The sequence below is a fragment of the Streptomyces sp. NPDC053426 genome, assembly GCF_055585405.1.
Window position 1 is genome coordinate 235,216 of sequence record NZ_JBVJKE010000009.1, and the last position, 21,913, is coordinate 257,128.

Genomic DNA, 21,913 nt, shown 5'->3' on the forward strand with positions numbered 1-21,913 from the left:
ACGGCCTGCTACGAAGAGCGCGTCGATAACGGACCACCGAACCCGCCTGGTGAAAAGCGGAACGGCCTCCCTCGCCGAGCAACTCAAGCAGTCTACTCGGACCAGGAGGCCGCACCCAAAACGATCACCGGGAGAGCCGGTGCAGAACCCTTACTGCACCGGCCGCACGGGACTACTGCTCGTCGAACAGGCTCGTCACCGAACCGTCCCGGAACACCTCACGCGCCGCACGCGCGATCGTCGGCGCGATCGACAACACCTTGATCTTGTCGAGGGACTCGCTCAGCTCACTCGGCGTCGGCAGCGTGTTCGTGAACACGAACTCACTCACCCGCGAGTTCTTCAACCGGTCCGCCGCCGGACCCGACAGCACACCGTGCGTCGCCGTCACGATCACGTCCTCCGCACCGTGCGCGAACAACGCGTCCGCCGCGGCGCAGATCGTGCCACCCGTGTCGATCATGTCGTCCACCAGGACGCAGATGCGCCCCTTCACGTCACCCACGACCTCGTGCACCGTGACCTGGTTCGCCACGTCCTTGTCCCGGCGCTTGTGCACGATCGCCAGCGGAGCACCCAGACGGTCGCACCAACGGTCCGCCACCCGCACCCGGCCCGCGTCCGGAGACACCACCGTCAGCTTCGAACGGTCCACCTTCGCACCCACGTAGTCCGCGAGCAGCGGCAGCGCGAACAGATGGTCCACCGGCCCGTCGAAGAAACCCTGGATCTGATCCGTGTGCAGATCCACGGCCAGCAGCCGGTCCGCACCCGCCGTCTTCATCAGGTCCGCGATCAGACGCGCCGAAATCGGTTCACGACCCCGGTGCTTCTTGTCCTGCCGCGCGTAACCGTAGAACGGCACGATCACCGTGATGGACCTGGCCGACGCACGCTTCAACGCGTCGATCATGATCAACTGCTCCATGATCCACTTGTTGATCGGAGCAGTGTGGCTCTGGATCAGGAAACAGTCGGCACCACGAGCCGACTCCTGATACCGCACATAGATCTCACCATTGGCGAAATCGAAGGCCTTCGTCGGGACGACCCCCACATCCAGCTGTTGGGCGACCTCCTCGGCAAGCTCGGGGTGGGCGCGGCCGGAGAAGAACATCATCTTCTTCTCGCCGGTCGTCTTGATCCCGGTCACAGCACAATCTCCTCAGAGGTGTCGCAGCTGATGGCGGTGCGGAAGTGCACTTATCACGGTACGCCCTGTTCGAGAGGGCCGAATCCGGTCACTCCTCAGCGGCCGGCTCCCGCGAAGCCGCCTCCGCCGCCTTCGCGGCAGCACTCCCCGGACGCTTACGAGCCACCCAACCCTCGATATTCCGCTGCTGGCCACGGGCCACAGCCAGCGAACCCGGCGGCACATCCTTCGTGATCACCGACCCGGCAGCCGTGTAAGCACCGTCCCCGATCGTGACAGGCGCCACAAACATGTTGTCCGAACCCGTCTTGCAGTGCGACCCGACCGTCGTGTGATGTTTGTCCTGCCCGTCGTAATTGACGAACACGCTCGCCGCACCGATGTTCGAAAACTCGCCGATCGTCGCATCCCCCACATACGACAGATGCGGAACCTTCGTCCCCTCACCGATCGACGCGTTCTTCGTCTCCACGTACGTACCGATCTTCGCCTTGCGCGCCAACCGCGACCCCGGACGCAGATACGCGTACGGCCCCACACTCGCCTCGGGACCCACCTCCGAACCCACCGCCACCGTGTTGTCCACCCGCGCCCCCGCACCCACACGGGTGTCGGTCAGCCGCGAGTTCGGCCCGACCTCACACCCCTCGGCGAGATGCGTGGTTCCGTGCAACTGCGTCCCCGGGTGGACCACCACGTCCTGCTCGAACGTCACGGTGACATCGACCCACGTCGTCGCAGGATCGACCACCGTCACCCCGGACAGCATGGCCTCCGTCAGCAACCGGTCGTTGAGGATCCGCCGCGCCTCGGACAACTGCACCCGGTTGTTGATCCCCGCGATCTCCCGGTGATCCCCCGCCACCGACGCACCCACCCGGTGCCCCGCCTCACGCAGGATCCCGAGCACGTCCGTCAGGTACTCCTCACCCTGACTGTTGTCCGTCCGCACCTTCTTCAACGCGTCCGCCAGCAACGCCCCGTCGAACGCGAACACACCCGAGTTGATCTCCCGGATCGCCCGCTGCGCGTCCGACGCGTCCTTGTGCTCCACGATCGCCGTGACCGCACCGCCGTCGTCCCGCACGATCCGCCCGTAACCCGTCGCGTCCGGCACCTCGGCCGTCAGCACCGTCACCGCGTTGCCGTCGGCGACGTGCGTGGCCGACAGCTGCCGCAGCGTCCCACCCGTCAGCAACGGGGTGTCACCACACACGACGACCACGGTCCCGTCCACGGAGCCACCCAGCTCCTCCAGCCCCATCCGTACGGCATGACCCGTACCGTTCTGCTCCGCCTGCACGGCGGTACGCACCTCGGGGGCGACCTCGGCGAGGTGCGCGGTCACCTTCTCGCGGGCGTGACCCACGACGACGACCAGATTCTCCGGCTCCAGCTCACCGGCCGCGGCGAGCACATGGCCCACCAGGGAACGGCCACAGATGTCGTGCAGGACCTTCGGTGTGGCCGACTTCATACGGGTGCCCTCACCCGCTGCGAGAACGACGACGGCTGCCGGGCGACTGGTGCTCACGGGATGCCCTTCGGCTGTGATGGGGGTGGGGGTGACATCCGCAGGATACCGGGGTGGTTGTGGGGGGACATGAGAGCGGGCCCTGACCGGGGTGACCGGTCAGGGCCCGAACTTGAGCACTGCTCCCCTGCCAGGACTCGAACCTGGAATGATCCGTCCAAAGCGGACTGTGTTGCCGATTACACCACAGGGGATGGCAAACCCGGCTAAACGGACATTTCGTCGTCCGGCTGGGCGGCTCCCAACACTATGCCGTACCAAGAGCCTTCGATGCGACGGTACAGCTCGGCGCTCTTGAGCACTTTGATCACGAGACATCCCCGGTAGGCGTCGCCCACATTCTTGCGCACCGTCTTGGGGTTGTGGCGCTTGAGTGTCGTCTTGTTGAACGCGGAGCGGTCGGCTCCGGTGAGTTCGGCCCAGTAGCGTTCCGCGCCGCCCACGTCGGCGTTCTCGTGGATCATGACGGTGAACCGGAGTCGCTCCCGCTCGATGCCGAGCAGGTCGAGCCAGTGGAGGAACACCTGAATCATTCCCGGGTCGCTGTTGACGAAGGTGACGTTCTCGCGGCGGTCGTACGGCTTGTCCTTGGAACCTTCCGCCCAGTACAGGCCGACGCCCAGCAGGAACAGCTCGCGGGATGTCAGGTTGCCGATCGCCTGCTTGGCGTGCTCCTTGGTCCGCTGTCGTTCCTCCTCGCGCAGCCGGAGCGTGGCCTCCCAGCCGCGCCTCGCGATCGCCGAGGCCTCCTCGCGGCTTCGTTTCCGCTCCGGTTTCGGTAGATCCCGTACCCACAACGAGATCGAGCTCTTCGAGCAGCCCAGCTCGACCTGGATCCGGTCGTACGTCCAGCCCTGGAGTCGGAGCTTCCTCGCCTTCTCCCGTAGGTCGTCCTTGGCGTTCGGTCGTTTCGTCCATTCCGGGGCCGGCTCGCCCTGGAGGAGGCGGTTGAGGATGTCGTTGTTGTCGACGTGGAGCCGGTCGCGGATCTGGCGTCGGCTCAGTCCCGCCCGTCGCAGGGCGATCGCCTGTTCCCGCAGGCCTTCGAAGTCGGCGTATTTGCCGGGTGCATGTGTCACACGCATACCGTCCGGGCGGAATGGTCGGTTCCCCTCTCGAACGGTGTCCGATTCAGCAGTTCGAGGGATTTCGGGCCGTATCGCATCTGAACGGTCACCCTGTGTGGTGTGGTCCGGACGTGGAAACTCGCCGGAAAAGCGGAGCTTCCCGCCCGTAGGCTGGACGCATGACCACGACGGGGGAAGAGCTGGTGACGGCCCGGGGAGGGCCGTGGTGGTGGGGCAGGCGGCGCAGTGCCGTGTTCGATGTGGGTCTCGCTGTGGTGTCCGCGCTGGAGTGCGGGCTGGAGGGGATCCCGTTCGCGCGGGAGGCGGGGGTTCCGGCGGCCGTGGGGGCCGTGTTCGGCGTGCTGGCCGGTTCCGTGCTGCTGGTGCGGAGGCGGTGGCCGATCGCGGTGGTGCTGGTGGCGATCGCGGTGACGCCGGCCGCGATGGGTTTCCTGATGGGCGTCGTCGGTCTGTATTCGCTGGCCGCGTCCGAGGTGCCGCGGCGGATCATCGCGTCGCTGGCGGGGATGCAGTCGGTGGGTGTGCTCATCGTGATGTTCGTGCGGATGCGGCAGACCCTGGCGCGGGGGGATCTGGACGTCGGGGACTGGATCGTGCCGTTCGCGTCGATCACGACGGCGGTCGGGGTGACGGCGCCGCCGTTGCTGCTGGGGCTGTACGTGGGGGCGCGGCGGCGGTTGATGGAGAGTCTGCGGGAGCGGGCGGACAGTCTGGAGCGGGAGCTTCAGTTGCTCGCGGAGCGGGCCGAGGAGCGGGCGGAGTGGGCGCGGGGCGAGGAGCGGACGCGGATCGCGCGTGAGATGCATGACGTGGTGGCGCACCGGGTGAGTTTGATGGTGGTGCATGCGGCGGCGTTGCAGGCGGTGGCGCGGAAGGATCCGGAGAAGGCCGTGAGGAACGCTGCTCTGGTGGGGGACATGGGGCGGCAGGCGTTGACGGAGTTGCGGGAGATGCTCGGGGTGCTGCGTTCGGGTGGGGACGGGCAGCGGCGGGAGCGGGCGTCGGTGCCGTTGGCGGCGGTGGGGGTGGCTGCGGCGGCTGCCGCGTCTCGGGCGGTGGATGAGGGGGAGGGGCCGTGTCTGGCGGAGATCGAGGAGTTGGTGGGGCAGTCGGCGGCTGCGGGGATGGTGGTCGATCTGTCGGTGGTGGGGGAGTCGCGGTCGTGTGCGCGGGAGGTGGAGTCGACGGCGTACCGGGTGGTGCAGGAGGCGTTGACGAACGTGCACAAGCATGCGGCGGGTGCGAAGACGTATGTGCGTCTGGCGTACCGGGTGTCGGAGATCGCGATGCAGGTGGAGAACGAGCCGCCGCCGGAGGCGGGGGCGTCGGCGGGGTTGCCGTCGGGCGGTAATGGTCTGGTGGGGATGAAGGAGCGGGTGTCGGCGTTGGGCGGGGTGTTTGTGTCGGGGCCGACGGATGCGGGGGGTTTTCGGGTGTCGGCGGTGATTCCGGCGTCGTAGTCCGGTTGTCTTTTGGGGTCAGCCGGCGGTGAGGCGGGTGGGTCGGATGCCGGAGACGAGGGTGGCGAGGGCGTGGTCGATGTCGGGGCCGAGGTACCAGTCGCCGGTGTGGTCGAGGGCGTAGGTGCGGCCTTGGGTGTCGATGGCGAGGAGTGCCTGGGTGTCGGTTTCGGTGCCGAGGGGGCAGACCTCGGTGTCGAGGGCGCGGCCGAGGTCGCCGAGGGTGCGGGCGAGGTGGAGGCCGTGGAGGGGGTCGAGGTGGAGGGTCGCGGGGGCGACGTGGCGGCCGGGTCCTGTGGGGTTGATGTGGAGTCCGCCGAATTCGGCCCAGGCTTCGACGGCGGCGGGGAAGACGGTGTGGCGGTGGCCGGCGGGTGAGGTGTGGTCGCGGAGGGTGTCGGCCCAGATTTCGGCTTGTTTGATGTCCCAGCGTCCGGGTTGCCAGCCGGCGGCGCGCAGTGCGGCGTCCACGGGTACGGCGAAGCGGGTGGTGGAGGTGCGGTCGGTGTGCATCTGCTCTTCGTTCGTCGAGGTCGTGGGTGGCGCGGGGGCTGGGGTCAGCCGTTGGTGGCGGGGTCGACCATGCGGACGCCGAAGTGGGCGGTGAGGGCGGTGCAGGCGCGGCAGGGGGTGGCGTAGGCGCCGTGGAGGGGGTCGCCGTCTTCGCGGATGCGGCGGGTGGTGAGTTTGGCCTGTTTGAGGGTTTTGCGGGCTTCGCCGTTGGTCATGGGTCTGCGTGCGGCGCGTTTGCTGCGGGCGGCGTCGGCGGTGGTGAGGTGCCGGGAGATGAGGATGGTTTCGGCGCAGCGTCCGGTGAAGCGGTCGCGTTGGTCGCTGGTGAGGGTGTCGAGGAAGTCCTGGACGAGGGGGTGCAGGGCGGGGGGTGTGTCGCCGCGTGCGGCGGTGCCGGTGAGGGTGGTGCCGCGGACGGAGAGGGCGGCGGCGATGGTGGGGAGGATGCCGTCGCGGCGGTGGTGGAGGGTGGGGGTGTGGGGGGTGTCGGTGGTGCTCCAGCCGATGCGGGGGTCGCCGGAGCGAGGGTCGCCGGATGGGCCGGTGTGCGGCCCCGTCTGCGTCACGTTCATGATCATCATCCCCTCCCGAGCATCCCCCCGGAGGTCACAGAGTGCCAAATGGCGTGGCTGATGTGGAAGCTGGGTCGGGGCGACACGCCCGGGTTTGGGCGGGCTGTCACGGGAGGGTGACGGCTGGTCACGGAAGCGGAAGGGCTGATGACCGGTGCCGGTGACCGGTGGAGTCGTACCGCATAGGCTGTCGGCACCGCGATCCACGCGGTGGTCCGTGCGGTGGTGTGTGCGGGCGCCGTGGGGTCGTGGCGGTAAGCAGTCGAGACAGCAGACGTGAGAGTCGAATACGTTCCGTAGTGGTCCGAAGGTGGGCGGTGCGGGGCGTACAGAGTGCCGCAGGGGGCAACCGCCATGACGACAGGTCGGCTCGGGCAGGAAGCCGTGCCGCCGAACGCGGCCTATGCCGGGCAGGTCGTGCACTTCCCGGATCCGGTGCGGGCGGCCCGTCACCCGAGAGGGGTGCGGGTGGACGAGCGTGGTTACCCCGATTTCTCGCCTTACGCGCGTGCGGCCGCGGAGGTGGCGGAGCCGCCGGAGGGTTTCGGCGTGGACGAGTTGCGGCTGACGGATTACGTGTCGGCGAACGCGGCGCTGGCGGCGAGTGGGCATGAGTTGTGGGACACGGTGCCGGCGGTGGCGACGCCGCACGGCTGGACGTGGCATCACGTGGTGGGGTCGCGGCGGCTGGAGCTGGTGCCGGTCGAGGTGAAGGCGTTGCTGCGGCATCACGGTGGGGTGGTGACGTCGGCGGTGGACCATGGCAAGCGGGGTACGCGGCCGTTGCAGGAGACGCGTCCGGCGCATTTCGGGCTGCCGAAGTCGGGTGTGGCGGTGACGGAGTCGCAGGTGCTGGGGGTCGAGGAGGATCTCGGGTACCGGTTGCCGGGTGCGTACCGGTCGTTCTTGAAGGCGGCGGGTGGTTGTGCGCCGGTGGGGACGGCGTTGGACGCGGGGCTGGGGCTGTTGGTGGACCAGCCGTTCTTCACGGTGCGGGACGAGGCGGCGGTCAATGACCTCGTGTACGTCAACAAGTGTCTGCGGGATCATCTGACCAAGGACTATCTGTGCGTCGGTTTCGTGCAGGGTGGTCTGCTGGCCGTGAAGGTGCGGGGTGAGCGGCAGGGTTCGGTGTGGTTCTGCGCGTACGACGACGCGCGGGACGTGGATCCGTCGTGGTCGCCGGCCGAGCGGGTGGAGCGGCTGTTGTTGTCGTGCGGGGACGATTTCGATGTGTTCCTGTCCCGGCTGGCGGGGTCTCCGCCGGAGCTGGATACGGTGGCGAATCTGATGGTGGACGGTGGGTTCGCGCGTGCCGTTCCGGTTTCTTCCGCGGGGGAGTGAGCTTCGGCGATGGTGACGTTCGCGCAGGCGCAGGAGCGCGCGGAGGAGTGGGTCAACGGGGATGTGCCGTCGTACCAGCATCGTGAGGTGCGGGTGCGGGAGTTCGGCCTCGGGTTCGTGGTGTGGGCGGAGGACCGTGCGGACGGGCCCCGTTCGGACGGTGGTGCGCAGCGGCTGGTGATCGCCCGTGACAGTGGTGAGGCGACGCTGTGGCCGGCGCTGCCGGTGGGTGAGGTGATCCGCCGGTACGAGGAGGAGTACGGCCGTGACGATTCGGCGCCGGAGCCGGTGCCGGCGCCTGCGGCGCGGGTGGATCTGAATCAGACGTCGTTCTTGCTGAGTCCGCCGGAGTGGTTGCAGGAGGCGGCGGACCGGCTGGGGATTCCGGACCGGCGGGGGGAGGGGTCGGGTTCGTCCGCGGGGCCGGCTTCGGGTTCGTCCGCGGCTTCGGCTTCGGCTTCGGGTCCGGGGGCGGACTCGTCCGCGGGTCCTGCATCGGGTTCGGTTCCGGGTTCGGGTTCGTCCGCGGCTTCGGCCTCGTCCGGGGGTTCCGCTCCGGGGCCTGCGGGCGCGGCCGCCGGTCCTTCGGGAGCGGGTTCCGGTGCGGGGGATTCCGTGCCGGGTGCGGCTGCCGGTGCGGGGAGCGGTGCCGCGTGGCCCGCCGCCGGGGGGAGCGCGGGGGCCGGTGCGCCGGTCGGGGCGACTCCGTGGACCGGTACGGACACCAACGCCGATGTGGGTGAGGACCGTTCCGTTCCGCTGCCGGAGACCGTGTTCGCGTCGCAGTTGGGCGAGTCCGGTGACGGTGCTCCGCCCGCGACTCCGCCGGAGGCGATGACGGCGCTGATGTCGGGTGGCAGCGGGCTTCCGCCGACGGCCGTCGCGCCGGCGATCCAGGATCCCGGTGCGCCGCAGGGAGCGCCGGGCACGCCGCCGCCCGCGCAGGGTGGTGCGCCGTACGGCTCTCCGCAGGGGCCCGGCGGTGCGCCCACGCCTGCGCCGGCCGGTGCGCCCACGCCTGCGCCTGCGCCGGCCGGTCCGGGTGCGCCGGAGCGTCCGCTCGCGCCGAACGCCGGGGACATCGCGGATGCCGCGACCAGCAAGGCTGCTCCGCCTCCGCGGCGCGGCTCGGGTGCGACGCCCCCGCCTCCGCCGGGTGCTCCGGGGACTCCGGGCGCGCGTCCGGGCGGTACGCCCGCGCCGCCGTCCGCTCCGGCGGGCGGGTACGTACCGACGCAGTTGGTGTCGTCGCTCGGTCCCGACGGGCCGGGGGCGCCGGGTGGTTCGACCCCGCCGCCGGGGACGCCGGCCCCGCCTTCGCCGCCCGGTGGTGCCCACCACGCGGCGACGATGCTCGCCGGTCCGGGTGGCCCGGGTGCTCCGCAGCCTCCGGGCACTCCCGGTGCTCCCGGTGCGCCCGGTGCTCCTGGTGCGCCCCAGCCTCCCGGTCCTCCTGCCGCTCCGGGTGCTCCCGGTGCTCCGCAGCCTCCGGGTCCGCCCGGTGCTTCCGGTACGGCCGGGGGCGGGCGCGGGACCGTGCACCACGCGGAGACCGTGCTGGCCGCGCCGCCGGTGGCGGGGCCCGGTGTGCCGCCGCCCCCGGCGCCTCCGGGGATGCCCGGCGGTGCTCCGCCGATGCCGCCCGGCGGGATGCCCCCCGGTACGCCGCCGCCCGGTGCCCCGGTGCCGGGGCAGCCGCCGGCGTACGGCTATCCGCAGCCGCCCGCCGGTCAGCCGACCGTGGGCCCCGGCTACCAGGCCGTGCTGCGCTACCGCGCGCAGGACGGCAGCGAGCAGCAGCTGATCCGGCGTTCGGCGCCGGGTACGCCGCACCCGGAGTGGCAGATCTTCCACGAGCTGCGTGCCATGAACGTGCCGCCGGACCAGGTGCTGGAGCTGCACACCGAGCTGGAGTCGTGCGAGCTGCCGGGTGCGTACTGTGCGCGGATGATCCGTGAGCAGTGGCCGCAGGCGCGGATCACGTCCATCGCCCCGTACGGCACGGATCATGCGAGCCGGCAGCAGGGCATGGGGCAACTGCTGGCCCATCAGGGTGAGTTGCATCAGGTGGCGGACGGTCCGGCGCGTCCCGCGCCGGTGCGTGCGCCGATTCCGCCGGTGCAGCCGGCGCCGCCGGTTCCGCCGGAGGCCGTGGCGCAGGAGCTGGCGGGGGCGTTCGGGCCGGGTGTGTTCCGGTTCGAGCAGGCGGCGGTGTCCCGGCAGGGTGTGCCGCCGGTCGTGGCGCACACCCTGGTGGTGGCGGGGCTGCCGCTGGACATGGGTCCGTTCTTCTGGGCGCAGGCGCAGCCGGGCCGTCCGGTGCCGACGCTGGCGGAGCTGGCGGCGGAGCGGGGGGTGCAGCCGGCTTCGGACGCGGGCTCGTACCTGGTGATGGGCAGTGACTTCGGCAAGGCGATCTGTGTGCAGTACGGCACGGCGAACATCGTCGCGGTGCCGGTGGAGTCCGGGCCGGGCGGTGCGCCGGTTCCGCCGCAGTTCGTGAACACCGGCCTGCCGGAGTTCGCGCGCTGTCTGGCGCTGCTGGGCCGGATGTGGCGGCTGCGGTTCGGGCTGAACCAGGAGCAGGCGGGCCGCTGGACGGTGGACTTCCAGGCGCAGTTGGCCGCGCTGGACCCGGCGGCGCTGGGTTCGCCGGAGAGCTGGTGGTCGGTGCTGCTGGAGCAGATGTGGGACGGGTTGTTGTGATCCGTCACGGTTGAGCCCCGTGTGACGTGAGGAGCCGGGCCCGGTCGTCAGGACGACCGGGCCCGGCTTTTGTGTGCCCTCCTCGCGGAGTGTCGCGTTATGAACACTTCCGTGTCATCCACCAAGATGTGCGCGATTCATCCCATTTCGTGCTCGGTCTTTCGTGCTGGGCTTCGGGTCCGTCGGTGGAGAGGGGTTCCAGGGTGAGCAGCGCATCGGTGTCGTCGCAGGGCTTCGAGGTCGTACGGGGGCGTGGCTACCGTCCTTTGCAGGTGATCGCGTACGTCGAGGGCCTCTCGGATCATCGTGACGCCGCCTGGGAGCGGGCCGCTCGGCTCACCGTCCTGGCCCGGGAGATGGAGGAGGAGCTGGGGCTGCTGCGGGTGCGGGTGGCGGGGCTGGCGCCGCAGACGTACGAGTCGCTGGGGGAGAGCGCGCGGCGGCTGTTCGGGCTGGCGGGAGAGGAGGCGGCGGCCGTGCGGGAGTCGGCGCGGCAGTACGCGCGGGACGTGACGGACCTGGCGGAGGACGACGCGACCGGCGTGCGGGAGGCCGCGCGGGCGCACGCCGGGACCGTACGCGCCGAGGCCGACGAGTACGCCGGGGAGGTGCTGCTGGCGGCCCGCGCGGAGGCCGACCGGGTCAGGACCGAGGCCCGGCTGGAGGTGAAGGAGCGGCGCGCACAGACGCTGGCGGTGCTGCGGGAGATGCGGGAGCGCACCTCCGGGATGCTCGCCGAGGCGGCCGGGGAGCAGGCGGAACGGCTGGCCGCGGTGGAGCGTGAGGAGGAGGCGCGGGTGGCCGCGCTGGAGGCCCGGCACGCCGAGGCGGAGGAGCGTGCCGAACGTGCGCTGGCCGAGGCGCGGCAGGTCTTCGCCGACGCGGAGGAGTCGGCGCGGCGCCGCGCGGAGGAGGCGCGGGAGCGGGCGGCGGAGCTGCTCGCCGGGGCGCGCGTCCGCGCGGAGGGCGTCGCGCGGGAGACCGAGCGGGTGCTGCGCGAGCACGCCGGGACGCGGGAGGACCTGCAGGCGCAGCTCGACCAGGTGTGCGCCGGTCTCAGCGCGCTGACGGGCCGGGCGGTGGAGTGAGCCGGTTCCGGGGCCTTCCGCGCGGCCGGTGCGGGAGGGGGTGTTCTCAGTCCTTGAGCACCGGGAACGTGCGGGGCGCGAGGAGCAGCAGGACCAGGAAGGCCAGTGCCGCCGCGCACGCCGCGCCGAGGTAGACGGCGTGCACGGCGTCCGCGATGGCCCGGCGGGTCGCCTCGGGGACGGTGCCCGCGTCCAGGGCGCGGGCGACGGAGTCCAGGTCGTTCGCGCCGCCCAGGCGTGCGGCCAGGACGCCGTTGGCGACCGCGCCGAAGAGGGCCGCGCCGACGGTCTGGCCGGTCTGCCGGCAGAAGAGGATCGACCCGGTCGCCGTGCCGCGTTCCTCCCACCCCACCGACGACTGCACCCCGATGATCAGGGGGAGCTGGAACAGGCCGAGAGCCGCGCCCAGCAGCAGCATCAGCAGGGTCGGCTGCCACGCCCGGCCGGGGTAGGGCAGGAAGGGGAACGCGAAGAGGACGAGCGCGGCCGTGCCGATGCCGAGCATCGCGGTGTTGCGGAAGCCGATGCGGCGGTACACGTGCTGGCTGAGGGCGGCCGACACCGGCCAGGTCAGCGTCCACACGGAGAGGACGAATCCGGCGGCGACCGGGGTGAGGCCGAGGACGGACTGGGCGTAGGTGGGCAGGAAGACCGTGGGGGCCACCATCAGCAGGCCCAGGGCGCCGAGGGCCAGGTTGACGGCGGCGATCGTACGGCGGCGCCACACCCAGCCGGGGATGATCGGCTCCGCCGCGCGGTGTTCCACCACGACCACGACCGCCAGGAGGGCGGCTCCCGCCGCGAACAGGGCGAGCGACGGGGCGGACAGCCACGGCCAGGCGACCCCGCCCTGCACGAGCGCGGTGAGGAGGACGCCACCGCAGGCGAAGATCGCGACCGCGCCCGCCCGGTCCACGCGCGTGTGGCGGCCCTTCTCCCGCCGTGGTTCGTGGAGGTGACGGACGATCAGCCACAACGCCACCGTTCCGACGGGCAGGTTGACGAGGAAGATCCAGCGCCAGTCGGCGTAGGAGGCGAGCAGTCCGCCGAGGCCGGGGCCGGCCACCGCGGAGAGGGCCCACACGGTGGAGAGGCGGGCCTGGATCTTCGGGCGTTCCTCCAGTGGGTACAGGTCGGCGGCGAGGGTCTGCACCGTGCCCTGGAGCGCGCCGCCGCCCAGGCCCTGCACGATGCGGAACGCGATGAGCGCGGCCATGTTCCAGGCCGCGGCGCACAGCAGCGAGCCCAGGAGGAACAGCGCGGCGCCCGCGACGAGGACCGGTTTGCGGCCGAAGGTGTCGGAGAGCTTGCCGTAGACGGGGAGGGTGACCGTCACGGCCAGCAGGTAGCCGGAGAAGAGCCAGGAGAAGTAGGAGAAGCCGCCCAGGTCGCCGACGATCTGGGGGACGGCCGTGGCCACGATGGTGGAGTCGAGTGCCGCCAGGGCCATCGCGAGCATCAGCGCGGCCACGACGGCTCCGCGCCGCCCGGTCGCGGCGGGCCGCCCGCTGTCGCGTGTCACCGGTCTGGTGCCGTCCACCCGGAGTTCCTCCCTCATGGTTGATTGCCCCTTGCACCTGTCCGCCGCCGCACAGCTTCGCACTTGACCCTCACGCGGCGGGAGGGCGGAGCCTGTATGAGCCTGCGGGCGGAGCCGACCCTGAGACGGTGTCCACCCGCCGGAGGAGAGCCCTTAGGGGTACCTCCGTACTACGGGTCGGGGAGGGTTCGTACCGACGGAGGACGAGACGGGGCGGGGGGCGTCCTTAACCTGGCTTTACGCCGCTGGGGGGCGGCACACCACACCGGCGGGGGTGGGGTTTTCCTCAGTACAAGACTGCGCTGGACACCAGGGCGCGAGACCCCCGCCGACCGCCAGACTGAATCACGTCGCACGAACACGCACGAAGCGGCCGCCGGACACGACGGGCGGGCGCCGCACCACCGCTTTCATTTACTGACCGACATAGGAGACTTACCGTGACATCGGCTGTGACCATTCCCAGGCACGGGGGCACTGGAGGGCAGACGGCCGTTGCCGCGCGGGCGCGGCAGGTCGTGAAGGCGTACGGGTCCGGGGAGACCCGTGTCGTCGCCCTCGACCACGTCGACGTGGACATCGCCCGCGGCCAGTTCACCGCGATCATGGGCCCCTCGGGGTCCGGCAAGTCCACGCTGATGCACTGCCTCGCCGGGCTCGACACCGTGACGTCCGGGCAGATCTACCTGGACGAGACCGAGATCACCGGCCTGAAGGACAAGAAGCTCACGCGGCTGCGCCGGGACCGGATCGGCTTCATCTTCCAGGCGTTCAACCTGCTGCCGACGCTGAACGCGATCGAGAACATCACGCTGCCCATGGACATCGCCGGCCGCAAGCCCGACCAGGGGTGGCTGGACCGGGTGGTGGAGACCGTCGGGCTCGCGGAGCGGCTCAAGCACCGGCCGACGCAGCTCTCCGGCGGCCAGCAGCAGCGGGTCGCGGTGGCGCGGGCGCTGGCGGCCCGCCCGGAGATCATCTTCGGTGACGAGCCGACCGGGAACCTCGACTCCCGCGCCGGCGCCGAGGTGCTCGGCTTCCTGCGCCGCTCGGTGGACGAGCTGGGCCAGACCATCGTGATGGTCACCCACGACCCCGTGGCCGCCTCCTACGCGGACCGGGTGCTGTACCTCGCCGACGGCCGCATCGTCGACGAGATGCACCAGCCGACGGCCGATCAGGTCCTGGACCGCATGAAGGACTTCGACGCCCGGGGGCGTACGTCATGACCGTCCTGAAGACCTCCATGCGCAACTTCTTCGCGCACAAGGGGCGGATGGCGCTGTCCGCGGTGGCGGTGCTGCTGTCCGTGGCGTTCGTGTGCGGCACGCTGGTGTTCACGGACACCATGAACACGACGTTCGACAAGCTGTTCGCGGCCACCTCCTCGGATGTCACGGTGAGCGCCAAGGGCGCCTCCGACAGCGGTGAGACGACCGCGGACAACGGCAAGCCGCCGGTGATACCGGCCTCCGTGCTCGACGAGGTCAAGGGCGCGGACGGCGTGAAGTCGGCCGAGGGCACGGTGTTCTCCACCTCGGTGACCGTCGTCGACGGCGACAAGGACAACCTCTCGCCGACCAGCGGCGGCCCGACCATCGTCGGAAGCTGGAACGGCAACGACGCCCGCACCATGGAGATCACCGAGGGTGCGGCGCCCAAGGGCGCGGACCAGATCATGGTCGACGCCGACACCGCCGACAAGCACGGCCTGAAGCTCGGCGACGAGATCGGCGTGATCAGCGTGGTCGGCACGCTCACCGCGAAGGTCTCCGGCATCGCCGACTTCACGGTCACCAACCCCGGTGCGGCGATCTTCTACCTGGACACGAAGACCGCGCAGCAGGCCCTGGTCGGCGAGAGCGGCGTCTACACCAACGTCAACGTGACCGCCGCGTCCGGCGTCAGCGACGCGCAGCTGAAGAAGAACGTCGCGGCCGAGCTCGGCGGCGCCTACAAGGTGCAGACCGCCGAGGAGACCGCGGAGGCCAACCAGAAGGACGTCGAGGGCTTCATGAACGTCATGAAGTACGCGATGCTCGGCTTCGCCGGGATCGCCTTCCTCGTCGGCATCTTCCTGATCATCAACACCTTCTCCATGCTGGTCGCCCAGCGCACCCGGGAGATCGGCCTGATGCGGGCGATCGGCTCGTCCCGCAGGCAGGTCAACCGTTCGGTGCTGGTCGAGGCGCTGCTGCTCGGCGTCTTCGGTTCGGTCCTCGGGGTCGGCGCGGGCGTCGGACTCGCGGTCGGGCTGATGAAGCTCATGGGCATGATGGGCATGGAGCTGTCCACGGACGACCTCACGGTGGCCTGGACGACCCCCGCGCTCGGACTGCTCCTCGGCGTGGTCGTCACGGTCCTCGCCGCCTACCTGCCCGCCCGGCGGGCCGGGAAGATCTCCCCGATGGCCGCGCTGCGCGACGCCGGCACCCCGGCGGACGCCAGGGCCGGCTGGATACGCGGCGGGATCGGCCTGGTCCTCACCGGCACCGGCGGCTTCGCCCTGTACCTGGCGGGCAGCGCGGACAAGGCGACGGACGGCTCGATGTGGCTGGGCCTGGGCGTGGTGCTGTCCCTGATCGGCTTCGTCGTCGTCGGTCCGGTGCTGGCGAGCGGTGTGGTGCGCGTCCTCGGCGCGATCCTGCTGCGGGCCTTCGGCCCGGTGGGCCGCATGGCCGAGCGCAACGCCCTGCGCAACCCGCGCCGTACCGGTGCGACGGGTGCCGCGCTGATGATCGGTCTCGCGCTGGTGGCGTGCCTGTCCGTGGTCGGTTCCTCCATGGTGGCGTCCGCCACCGACGAGCTCGACAAGACCGTCGGCACGGACTTCATCATCCAGTCCGACAACGGCCAGTTGATCACCCCGCAGGCCGTCGAGGCCGTGAAGGCGTCACCCGCGGTGGACCGGGTCACCGAGTACAAGTGGACCGAGGCCGACTTCACCACGCCCGACGGCAAGACGCTGAAGGACACGGCGATCACGGCGGCCGACCCGACGTACGCGACCGACCTGCGGATCGAGACGGTCGCCGGGAAGCTCGACGACGCCTACCGGCCCGACTCGATGTCCGTCCACGAGGACTTCGCGAAGGACCACGGCGTCAAGCTCGGCTCGGAGATCGAGGTCGCGTTCAAGGACGGCGAGACGGGCACGCTGACGGTCCGGGCGATCACCAGCAGTGAGGCCGTCATCGACGCGGGCGCGATGTACACGTCCATCGACACCCTCGCCACGTACGTGCCGGCCGACAAGATGCCGCTGGACATGCTGCTCTTCGCCTCGGCGAAGGACGGGCAGACCGACGCCGCGTACACGGCGCTGAAGGACGCGCTGCACGACTACCCGCAGTACACGGTGCGCGACCAGACCGACTACAAGGAGGCGCTGAAGGACCAGATCGGCCAGCTGCTGAACATGATCTACGGTCTGCTGGCCCTGGCGATCGTCGTCGCGGTCCTCGGTGTGGTGAACACCCTGGCCCTGTCGGTGGTGGAGCGCACCCGGGAGATCGGCCTGATGCGGGCCATCGGCCTCTCGCGCCGGCAGCTGCGCCGCATGATCCGCATGGAGTCGGTCGTGATCGCCCTCTTCGGTGCCCTGCTGGGCCTGGGGCTGGGCATGGGCTGGGGCGCCACCGCGCAGCAGCTCCTCGCCCTGGAGGGCCTGAAGGTCCTCGACATCCCGTGGCCGACGATCATCGGCGTGTTCATCGGCTCGGCCTTCGTGGGCCTGTTCGCCGCCCTGGTCCCGGCCTTCCGCGCCGGCCGCATGAACGTCCTGAACGCCATCGCCACCGACTAGCCACCGCATACGGGGGTTGCGGGGGTGACACCCGGCGCCGGAGAGTCCTCGGGGGCTTTCCGGCGCCGGGTGCGTACACGCCGGCACCTCGGCTTCCGACCTGCCGAGTCGGGCGGTGGGTGGGCATGGGCCGGGGGGGCAGGGGGCGGGAGCCCCCTGGAGGCCGAGAACCGACACCGCCCACCGGTCAGCGGACGTTGTCCACAGCCCAGGCACCGGGGTTGTCCAGCGACGTACGCTGGACAACCCCGGCCCGCCGCGCGCGTCGGGCCCGACGTGTTGCACACCCCCGGACGGAAAGCGCCCCGAATGAGTCTGCACGGTCTGCTCGACGCCGTAGTCAAGGACACCGCCCTCGCGGAAGCGATCGCGGCCGCCGCGGACGGCAACCGCATGCACGTCGACCTGGTCGGCCCGCCCGCGGCCCGCCCCTTCACCGTCGCCGCCCTGGCCCGCGACACCGGCCGCCCCGTACTGGCGGTGACGGCCACGGGACGCGAGGCGGAGGACCTGGCCGCAGCCCTGCGCTCCCTGCTCCCGCCCGAGGGCGTCGTGGAGTACCCGTCGTGGGAGACGCTGCCGCACGAGCGGCTCAGCCCCCGCAGCGACACCGTCGGCCGCCGCCTCGCCGTGCTGCGCCGCCTGGCCCACCCCCGCCCCGACGACCCCGAGACCGGCCCGGTCTCCGTCGTCGTCGCGCCCGTGCGCTCCGTACTCCAGCCGCAGGTCAAGGGCCTGGGCGACCTGGAACCGGTGTCCCTGCGCACCGGTCGGAGCGCCGATCTGGACGAGACCGTCGAAGCCCTCGCCGCCGCCGCGTACGCGCGGGTGGAACTGGTCGAGAAGCGCGGCGAGTTCGCCGTGCGGGGCGGCATCCTCGACGTGTTCCCGCCCACCGAGGAACACCCCCTGCGGGTGGAGTTCTGGGGCGACGACGTCGAGGAGATCCGCTACTTCAAGGTCGCCGACCAGCGCTCCCTGGAGGTCGCCGAGCACGGCCTGTGGGCCCCGCCCTGCCGTGAGCTGCTGCTCACCGAGGACGTGCGGGAGCGTGCGCGGGTCCTCGCCGAGCTCCACCCGGAGCTGGGGGAGCTGCTCGGGAAGATCGCCGAGGGGATCGCGGTGGAGGGCATGGAGTCCCTGGCGCCCGTCCTCGTCGACGACATGGAGCTGCTGCTGGACGTGCTGCCCAAGGGAGCGATGGCCGTCGTCTGCGACCCGGAGCGGGTGCGGACCCGGGCCGCCGACCTGGTGGCCACGAGCCAGGAGTTCTTGCAGGCGTCCTGGGCGGCCACCGCCGGTGGCGGCGAGGCGCCCATCGACGTCGGCGCCGCCTCCCTGTGGTCCATCGCGGACGTCCGCGACCGGGCCCGCGAGCTGGACATGATGTGGTGGTCGGTGTCGCCGTTCGCCGCGGACGAGACGCTGACATCTGCCGCTGACGCGGCGGGCGACGCGGACACCCTCAAGCTCGGCATGCACGCCCCCGAGACCTACCGCGGCGACACCGCGCGGGCGCTGGCCGACACCAAGGGCTGGCTCGCCGACGGCTGGCGCACGGTGTTCGTCACCGAGGGCCACGGCCCGGCCGCCCGCACGGTGGAGGTGCTGGGCGGCGAGGGCATCGCGGCCCGTCTGGACGCGGACCTGGGGGAGATCACGCCGTCCGTCGTGCACGTCGCCTGCGGCTGCATCGACCACGGCTTCGTCGACCCGGCGCTCAAGGTCGCCGTGCTCACCGAGACCGACCTGACCGGCCAGAAGGCCTCCGGCCGCGAGGGCGCCCGGATGCCGGCCCGGCGCCGCAAGACCATCGACCCGCTCACCCTGGAGGCGGGCGACCACATCGTCCACGAGCAGCACGGCGTGGGCCGCTACATCGAGATGGTGCAGCGCACCGTGCAGGGCGCCACCCGCGAGTACCTGGTCGTGGAGTACGCCCCCGCCAAGCGCGGCCAGCCCGGCGACCGGCTCTACATCCCCACCGACCAGCTGGAGCAGATCACCAAGTACGTCGGCGGCGAGGCCCCCACCCTGCACCGCCTGGGCGGCGCCGACTGGACCAAGACCAAGGCGCGCGCCAAGAAGGCGGTCAAGGAGATCGCCGCCGACCTGATCAAGCTCTACAGCGCCCGCATGGCCGCCCCCGGCCACGCCTTCGGCGCCGACTCGCCCTGGCAGCGCGAGCTGGAGGACGCCTTCCCGTACGCGGAGACGCCCGACCAGCTCACCACCATCGCCGAGGTCAAGGAGGACATGGAGAAGTCGGTCCCCATGGACCGTCTGATCTGCGGCGACGTCGGCTACGGCAAGACCGAGATCGCGGTGCGGGCCGCCTTCAAGGCCGTACAGGACGGCAAGCAGGTCGCCGTGCTCGTCCCCACCACGCTGCTGGTGCAGCAGCACTTCGGGACGTTCAGCGAGCGGTACGCGCAGTTCCCGGTGAACGTGCGGGCGCTGTCCCGCTTCCAGACCGACACCGAGTCGAAGGCGACCATGGAGGGCCTGCGGGAGGGCTCGGTGGACGTCGTCATCGGCACCCACCGGCTGTTCTCCTCGGAGACGAAGTTCAAGGACCTCGGCCTGGTCATCGTCGACGAGGAGCAGCGCTTCGGCGTCGAGCACAAGGAGCAGCTGAAGAAGCTGCGCGCCAACGTCGACGTGCTGACCATGTCCGCCACGCCGATCCCGCGCACCCTGGAGATGGCGGTCACCGGCATCCGCGAGATGTCGACGATCACCACCCCGCCGGAGGAGCGGCACCCGGTGCTGACGTTCGTCGGCCCGTACGAGCAGAAGCAGATCGGCGCCGCGATCCGCCGCGAGCTGCTGCGTGAGGGCCAGGTCTTCTACATCCACAACCGGGTCGAGTCCATCGACCGCGCGGCGGCCCGGCTGCGCGAGATCGTGCCCGAGGCGCGCATCGCCACCGCCCACGGCCAGATGTCGGAGTCGGCGCTGGAGCAGGTCGTCGTCGACTTCTGGGAGAAGAAGTTCGACGTGCTGGTGTCGACGACGATCGTCGAGTCCGGCATCGACATCTCCAACGCCAACACCCTGATCGTCGAGCGCGGTGACAACTTCGGCCTCAGCCAGCTCCACCAGCTGCGCGGCCGGGTGGGACGGGGACGGGAGCGCGGGTACGCCTACTTCCTGTACCCGCCGGAGAAGCCGCTGACGGAGACCGCGCACGAGCGGCTGGCGACGATCGCCCAGCACACCGAGATGGGCGCGGGCATGTACGTGGCGATGAAGGACCTGGAGATCCGCGGTGCGGGCAACCTGCTCGGCGGCGAGCAGTCCGGACACATCGCGGGCGTCGGCTTCGACCTGTACGTGCGGATGGTCGGCGAGGCGGTCGCGGACTACCGGCGCCAGCTGGAGACCGGTGAGATCGAGGAGGAGCCGCCGCTCGAGGTCAAGATCGAGCTGCCCGTCGACGCGCACGTCCCGCACGACTACGCGCCCGGCGAGCGGCTGCGCCTCCAGGCGTACCGGGCGATCGCCTCCGCGAACTCGGAGGACGACATCAAGGCCGTGCGCGAGGAGCTCGTCGACCGCTACGGCAAGCTGCCGGAGCCGGTGGAGAACCTGCTGCTGGTGGCGGGGCTGCGGATGCTGGCCCGTGCGTGCGGTGTCGGCGAGATCGTGCTCCAGGGCAACAACATCCGCTTCGCGCCGGTGGAGTTGCGCGAGTCCCAGGAACTGCGCCTGAAGCGCCTCTACCCGGGCACGGTCATCAAGGCGGCCGCGCACCAGGTGCTGGTCCCGCGCCCGAAGACCGCGAAGGTGGGCGGCAAGCCGCTGGTCGGGCGGGACCTGCTGGGCTGGGTCGGGGAGTTCCTGACGTCGGTCCTGGGCTCCTGACGCCGGGCCCGGGTCTTCGACGGGTCCACCGGCGCGGACAGGGGGCCGTCCACGGCGTGAGGTCGCCGTGGACGGCCCTGACGGGTGCGCGCGGCCTTACGGCTGGTCGGGACGGTCGCGGTCCATGCCGAGCCGGCGTTCGGCCTGCTGCTGCCCGGTGTCGATCTGCTGCTCGTACTTGCCGCCGGTCCTCTCGTTCATCTTCCGTTCCGCGGCGTCCGAGGCCTGCTTGGCCTTGTCGCGTGCCGCCTTGTTGCTCTTGAACTTGTCGAGGATGCCCATGCGGGAGCTCCTTCCGGAGGGGACTCAGAACCGACGATACGCGCGCTTTGCCGAGAATGCCCGTATAGTGCCGGATTGGTCTGGACCTCTCACTCGTTACGGTGAGATCCGGCTCGATCCGCCCCCGTCAGGGCAGGAGTCAGGTGAGCGAAGGAGGGGCGCGGTGACGCGGAACACGGGATGGGGCATACGGGCCCGGAGCGCGGGCCCCGCGGTGATCGCCGCGGTGGTCCTCCTCGCCGGCTGCGAGGGAGCCCAGGACACGGGATCCCCGGCCGGCGACGAAAGCGGGGGCGCCGCCTCCGACGGACGCGCCGTCAGCCCGCTGGACAACCCCGAAGGCACAGAACCGGGCCTCGCGCCCGTGACCGGCGAGTCGGACCGGGCCGAGGCCGTCGACCTCATCACGGAGGTGACGACCAAGGGCCGCGGACCGAAGACGGGCTACGACCGGGACGAGTTCGGCTACGCCTGGATGGACACGGCGGACGGAGTACCGCTCGCGAGGAACGGCTGTGACACCCGCAACGACCTGCTGCGGCGCGACGGCGAGGACGTGCGTTTCCGCTCCGGGTCCGACTGTGTGGTGGTCGCCATGACCCTGGCCGACCCGTACACCGGCACGACCATCGAGTGGCGCAAGCAGGAGGCCGCCGAGGTCCAGATCGACCACGTGGTGCCGCTGTCCTACAGCTGGCAGATGGGTTCGTCGCGCTGGTCGGAGAGCAAGCGCGAGCAGCTCGCCAACGACCCGCTCAACCTGATCCCGGTCGACGGCGGCGCCAACTCGGCCAAGAGCGATTCCGGGCCCGCGACCTGGCTGCCGCCCGACAAGCGGATCCGGTGCGCGTACGCGGTCCGCTTCGCCCAGGTCGCCGTCGAGTACGAGATGCCGGTGACGCCGGCCGACAAGCGCATGATGCTCGAACAGTGCGGCGGCTGAGCGGTCCGGGCGGCGTCG

The 21,913-nt window shown here is 71.0% G+C and carries 15 protein-coding genes and 1 tRNA gene; 8 read left to right on the forward strand and 8 right to left on the reverse strand.

Features of this window, described 5'->3' with window-relative positions; translation table 11 throughout:
* Positions 1-172 precede the first annotated feature (172 nt).
* The 4 genes from ACZ62B_RS20315 to ACZ62B_RS20330 form a co-directional block, all read right to left on the reverse strand.
* A complete protein-coding gene (locus tag ACZ62B_RS20315) occupies positions 173-1,153 on the reverse strand; it encodes a ribose-phosphate diphosphokinase (protein ID WP_030216271.1) in 981 nt (326 codons plus the stop codon).
* Between the two features lie 88 nt (positions 1,154-1,241).
* Positions 1,242-2,687: a bifunctional UDP-N-acetylglucosamine diphosphorylase/glucosamine-1-phosphate N-acetyltransferase GlmU gene (glmU, locus tag ACZ62B_RS20320; RefSeq protein ID WP_468719151.1), complete on the reverse strand. Its 1,446-nt coding sequence runs from the start codon at positions 2,685-2,687 to the stop codon at positions 1,242-1,244.
* A gap of 122 nt (positions 2,688-2,809) precedes the next feature.
* Positions 2,810-2,881 (reverse strand) — tRNA-Gln (locus tag ACZ62B_RS20325).
* Positions 2,882-2,893: 12 nt separating this feature from the next.
* Positions 2,894-3,772, reverse strand: a complete 879-nt coding sequence (locus tag ACZ62B_RS20330; RefSeq protein WP_469691538.1) for a hypothetical protein — start codon at positions 3,770-3,772, stop codon at positions 2,894-2,896.
* Positions 3,773-3,933: 161 nt separating this feature from the next.
* On the opposite strand from ACZ62B_RS20330, the gene ACZ62B_RS20335 reads away from it, so the two are divergent.
* Positions 3,934-5,235 carry a sensor histidine kinase gene (locus ACZ62B_RS20335; RefSeq protein WP_344555043.1) on the forward strand — a complete coding sequence of 434 codons (1,302 nt, stop codon included), beginning with the start codon at positions 3,934-3,936 and terminating at the stop codon, positions 5,233-5,235.
* 18 nt (positions 5,236-5,253) lie between these two features.
* Here the strand turns inward: ACZ62B_RS20335 and ACZ62B_RS20340 are convergent, their stop codons facing one another.
* Positions 5,254-5,748 carry an SUKH-3 domain-containing protein gene (locus tag ACZ62B_RS20340; RefSeq protein ID WP_344555041.1) on the reverse strand — a complete coding sequence of 165 codons (495 nt, stop codon included), beginning with the start codon at positions 5,746-5,748 and terminating at the stop codon, positions 5,254-5,256.
* A 44-nt stretch (positions 5,749-5,792) separates the two neighbouring features.
* Positions 5,793-6,320, reverse strand: a complete 528-nt coding sequence (locus ACZ62B_RS20345; RefSeq protein WP_073936170.1) for a YwqJ-related putative deaminase — start codon at positions 6,318-6,320, stop codon at positions 5,793-5,795.
* Positions 6,321-6,674: 354 nt separating this feature from the next.
* Between ACZ62B_RS20345 and ACZ62B_RS20350 the strand changes: the two genes are divergently transcribed.
* From ACZ62B_RS20350 to ACZ62B_RS20360, 3 genes are all read left to right on the forward strand, one after another.
* Complete coding sequence (locus ACZ62B_RS20350) at positions 6,675-7,664, forward strand: SMI1/KNR4 family protein (protein WP_344555037.1); 990 nt, start codon at positions 6,675-6,677, stop codon at positions 7,662-7,664.
* Between the two features lie 9 nt (positions 7,665-7,673).
* Positions 7,674-10,370, forward strand: coding sequence for an SUKH-4 family immunity protein (locus tag ACZ62B_RS20355; protein ID WP_469691545.1), 2,697 nt, complete (start codon positions 7,674-7,676; stop codon positions 10,368-10,370).
* Between the two features lie 203 nt (positions 10,371-10,573).
* Complete coding sequence (locus ACZ62B_RS20360) at positions 10,574-11,458, forward strand: cellulose-binding protein (RefSeq protein WP_344555033.1); 885 nt, start codon at positions 10,574-10,576, stop codon at positions 11,456-11,458.
* Between the two features lie 46 nt (positions 11,459-11,504).
* Here the strand turns inward: ACZ62B_RS20360 and ACZ62B_RS20365 are convergent, their stop codons facing one another.
* Positions 11,505-13,016 carry an MFS transporter gene (locus ACZ62B_RS20365; protein ID WP_469691549.1) on the reverse strand — a complete coding sequence of 504 codons (1,512 nt, stop codon included), beginning with the start codon at positions 13,014-13,016 and terminating at the stop codon, positions 11,505-11,507.
* 422 nt (positions 13,017-13,438) lie between these two features.
* Between ACZ62B_RS20365 and ACZ62B_RS20370 the strand changes: the two genes are divergently transcribed.
* From ACZ62B_RS20370 to mfd, 3 genes are all read left to right on the forward strand, one after another.
* Complete coding sequence (locus ACZ62B_RS20370) at positions 13,439-14,227, forward strand: ABC transporter ATP-binding protein (RefSeq protein WP_344555029.1); 789 nt, start codon at positions 13,439-13,441, stop codon at positions 14,225-14,227.
* Positions 14,224-16,803: an ABC transporter permease gene (locus ACZ62B_RS20375; protein WP_344555027.1), complete on the forward strand. Its 2,580-nt coding sequence runs from the start codon at positions 14,224-14,226 to the stop codon at positions 16,801-16,803. The genes ACZ62B_RS20370 and ACZ62B_RS20375 overlap by 4 nt, the downstream gene beginning before the upstream one ends.
* A gap of 309 nt (positions 16,804-17,112) precedes the next feature.
* The gene (mfd, locus tag ACZ62B_RS20380) at positions 17,113-20,670 is read left to right on the forward strand and encodes a transcription-repair coupling factor (protein ID WP_344555025.1); all 3,558 of its coding nucleotides are present in this window, start codon (positions 17,113-17,115) and stop codon (positions 20,668-20,670) included.
* Positions 20,671-20,766: 96 nt separating this feature from the next.
* Here mfd and ACZ62B_RS20385 read toward each other — a convergent pair whose 3' ends face one another.
* On the reverse strand, positions 20,767-20,952 hold the full coding sequence (locus tag ACZ62B_RS20385) for an antitoxin (RefSeq protein WP_344555023.1): 186 nt from the start codon (positions 20,950-20,952) through the stop codon (positions 20,767-20,769).
* A 163-nt stretch (positions 20,953-21,115) separates the two neighbouring features.
* Here ACZ62B_RS20385 and ACZ62B_RS20390 point away from each other — a divergent pair, with 163 nt between their 5' ends.
* Positions 21,116-21,895: an HNH endonuclease family protein gene (locus ACZ62B_RS20390; protein ID WP_468719149.1), complete on the forward strand. Its 780-nt coding sequence runs from the start codon at positions 21,116-21,118 to the stop codon at positions 21,893-21,895.
* The last annotated feature ends 18 nt before the right edge of the window (positions 21,896-21,913 follow it).

Excerpts from the sequence above, each read along its gene's own strand:
- ACZ62B_RS20365 (WP_469691549.1), bottom strand. The coding sequence starts at position 13,016 with ATGAGGGAGGAACTCCGGGTGGACGGCACCAGACCGGTGACACGCGAC.
- mfd (WP_344555025.1), top strand. The coding sequence starts at position 17,113 with ATGAGTCTGCACGGTCTGCTCGACGCCGTAGTCAAGGACACCGCCCTC.
- ACZ62B_RS20335 (WP_344555043.1), top strand. The coding sequence starts at position 3,934 with ATGACCACGACGGGGGAAGAGCTGGTGACGGCCCGGGGAGGGCCGTGG.
- ACZ62B_RS20355 (WP_469691545.1), top strand. The coding sequence starts at position 7,674 with ATGGTGACGTTCGCGCAGGCGCAGGAGCGCGCGGAGGAGTGGGTCAAC.
- ACZ62B_RS20340 (WP_344555041.1), bottom strand. The coding sequence starts at position 5,748 with ATGCACACCGACCGCACCTCCACCACCCGCTTCGCCGTACCCGTGGAC.
- ACZ62B_RS20375 (WP_344555027.1), top strand. The coding sequence starts at position 14,224 with ATGACCGTCCTGAAGACCTCCATGCGCAACTTCTTCGCGCACAAGGGG.
- ACZ62B_RS20385 (WP_344555023.1), bottom strand. The coding sequence starts at position 20,952 with ATGGGCATCCTCGACAAGTTCAAGAGCAACAAGGCGGCACGCGACAAG.
- ACZ62B_RS20350 (WP_344555037.1), top strand. The coding sequence starts at position 6,675 with ATGACGACAGGTCGGCTCGGGCAGGAAGCCGTGCCGCCGAACGCGGCC.
- ACZ62B_RS20345 (WP_073936170.1), bottom strand. The coding sequence starts at position 6,320 with ATGAACGTGACGCAGACGGGGCCGCACACCGGCCCATCCGGCGACCCT.
- ACZ62B_RS20330 (WP_469691538.1), bottom strand. The coding sequence starts at position 3,772 with ATGCGTGTGACACATGCACCCGGCAAATACGCCGACTTCGAAGGCCTG.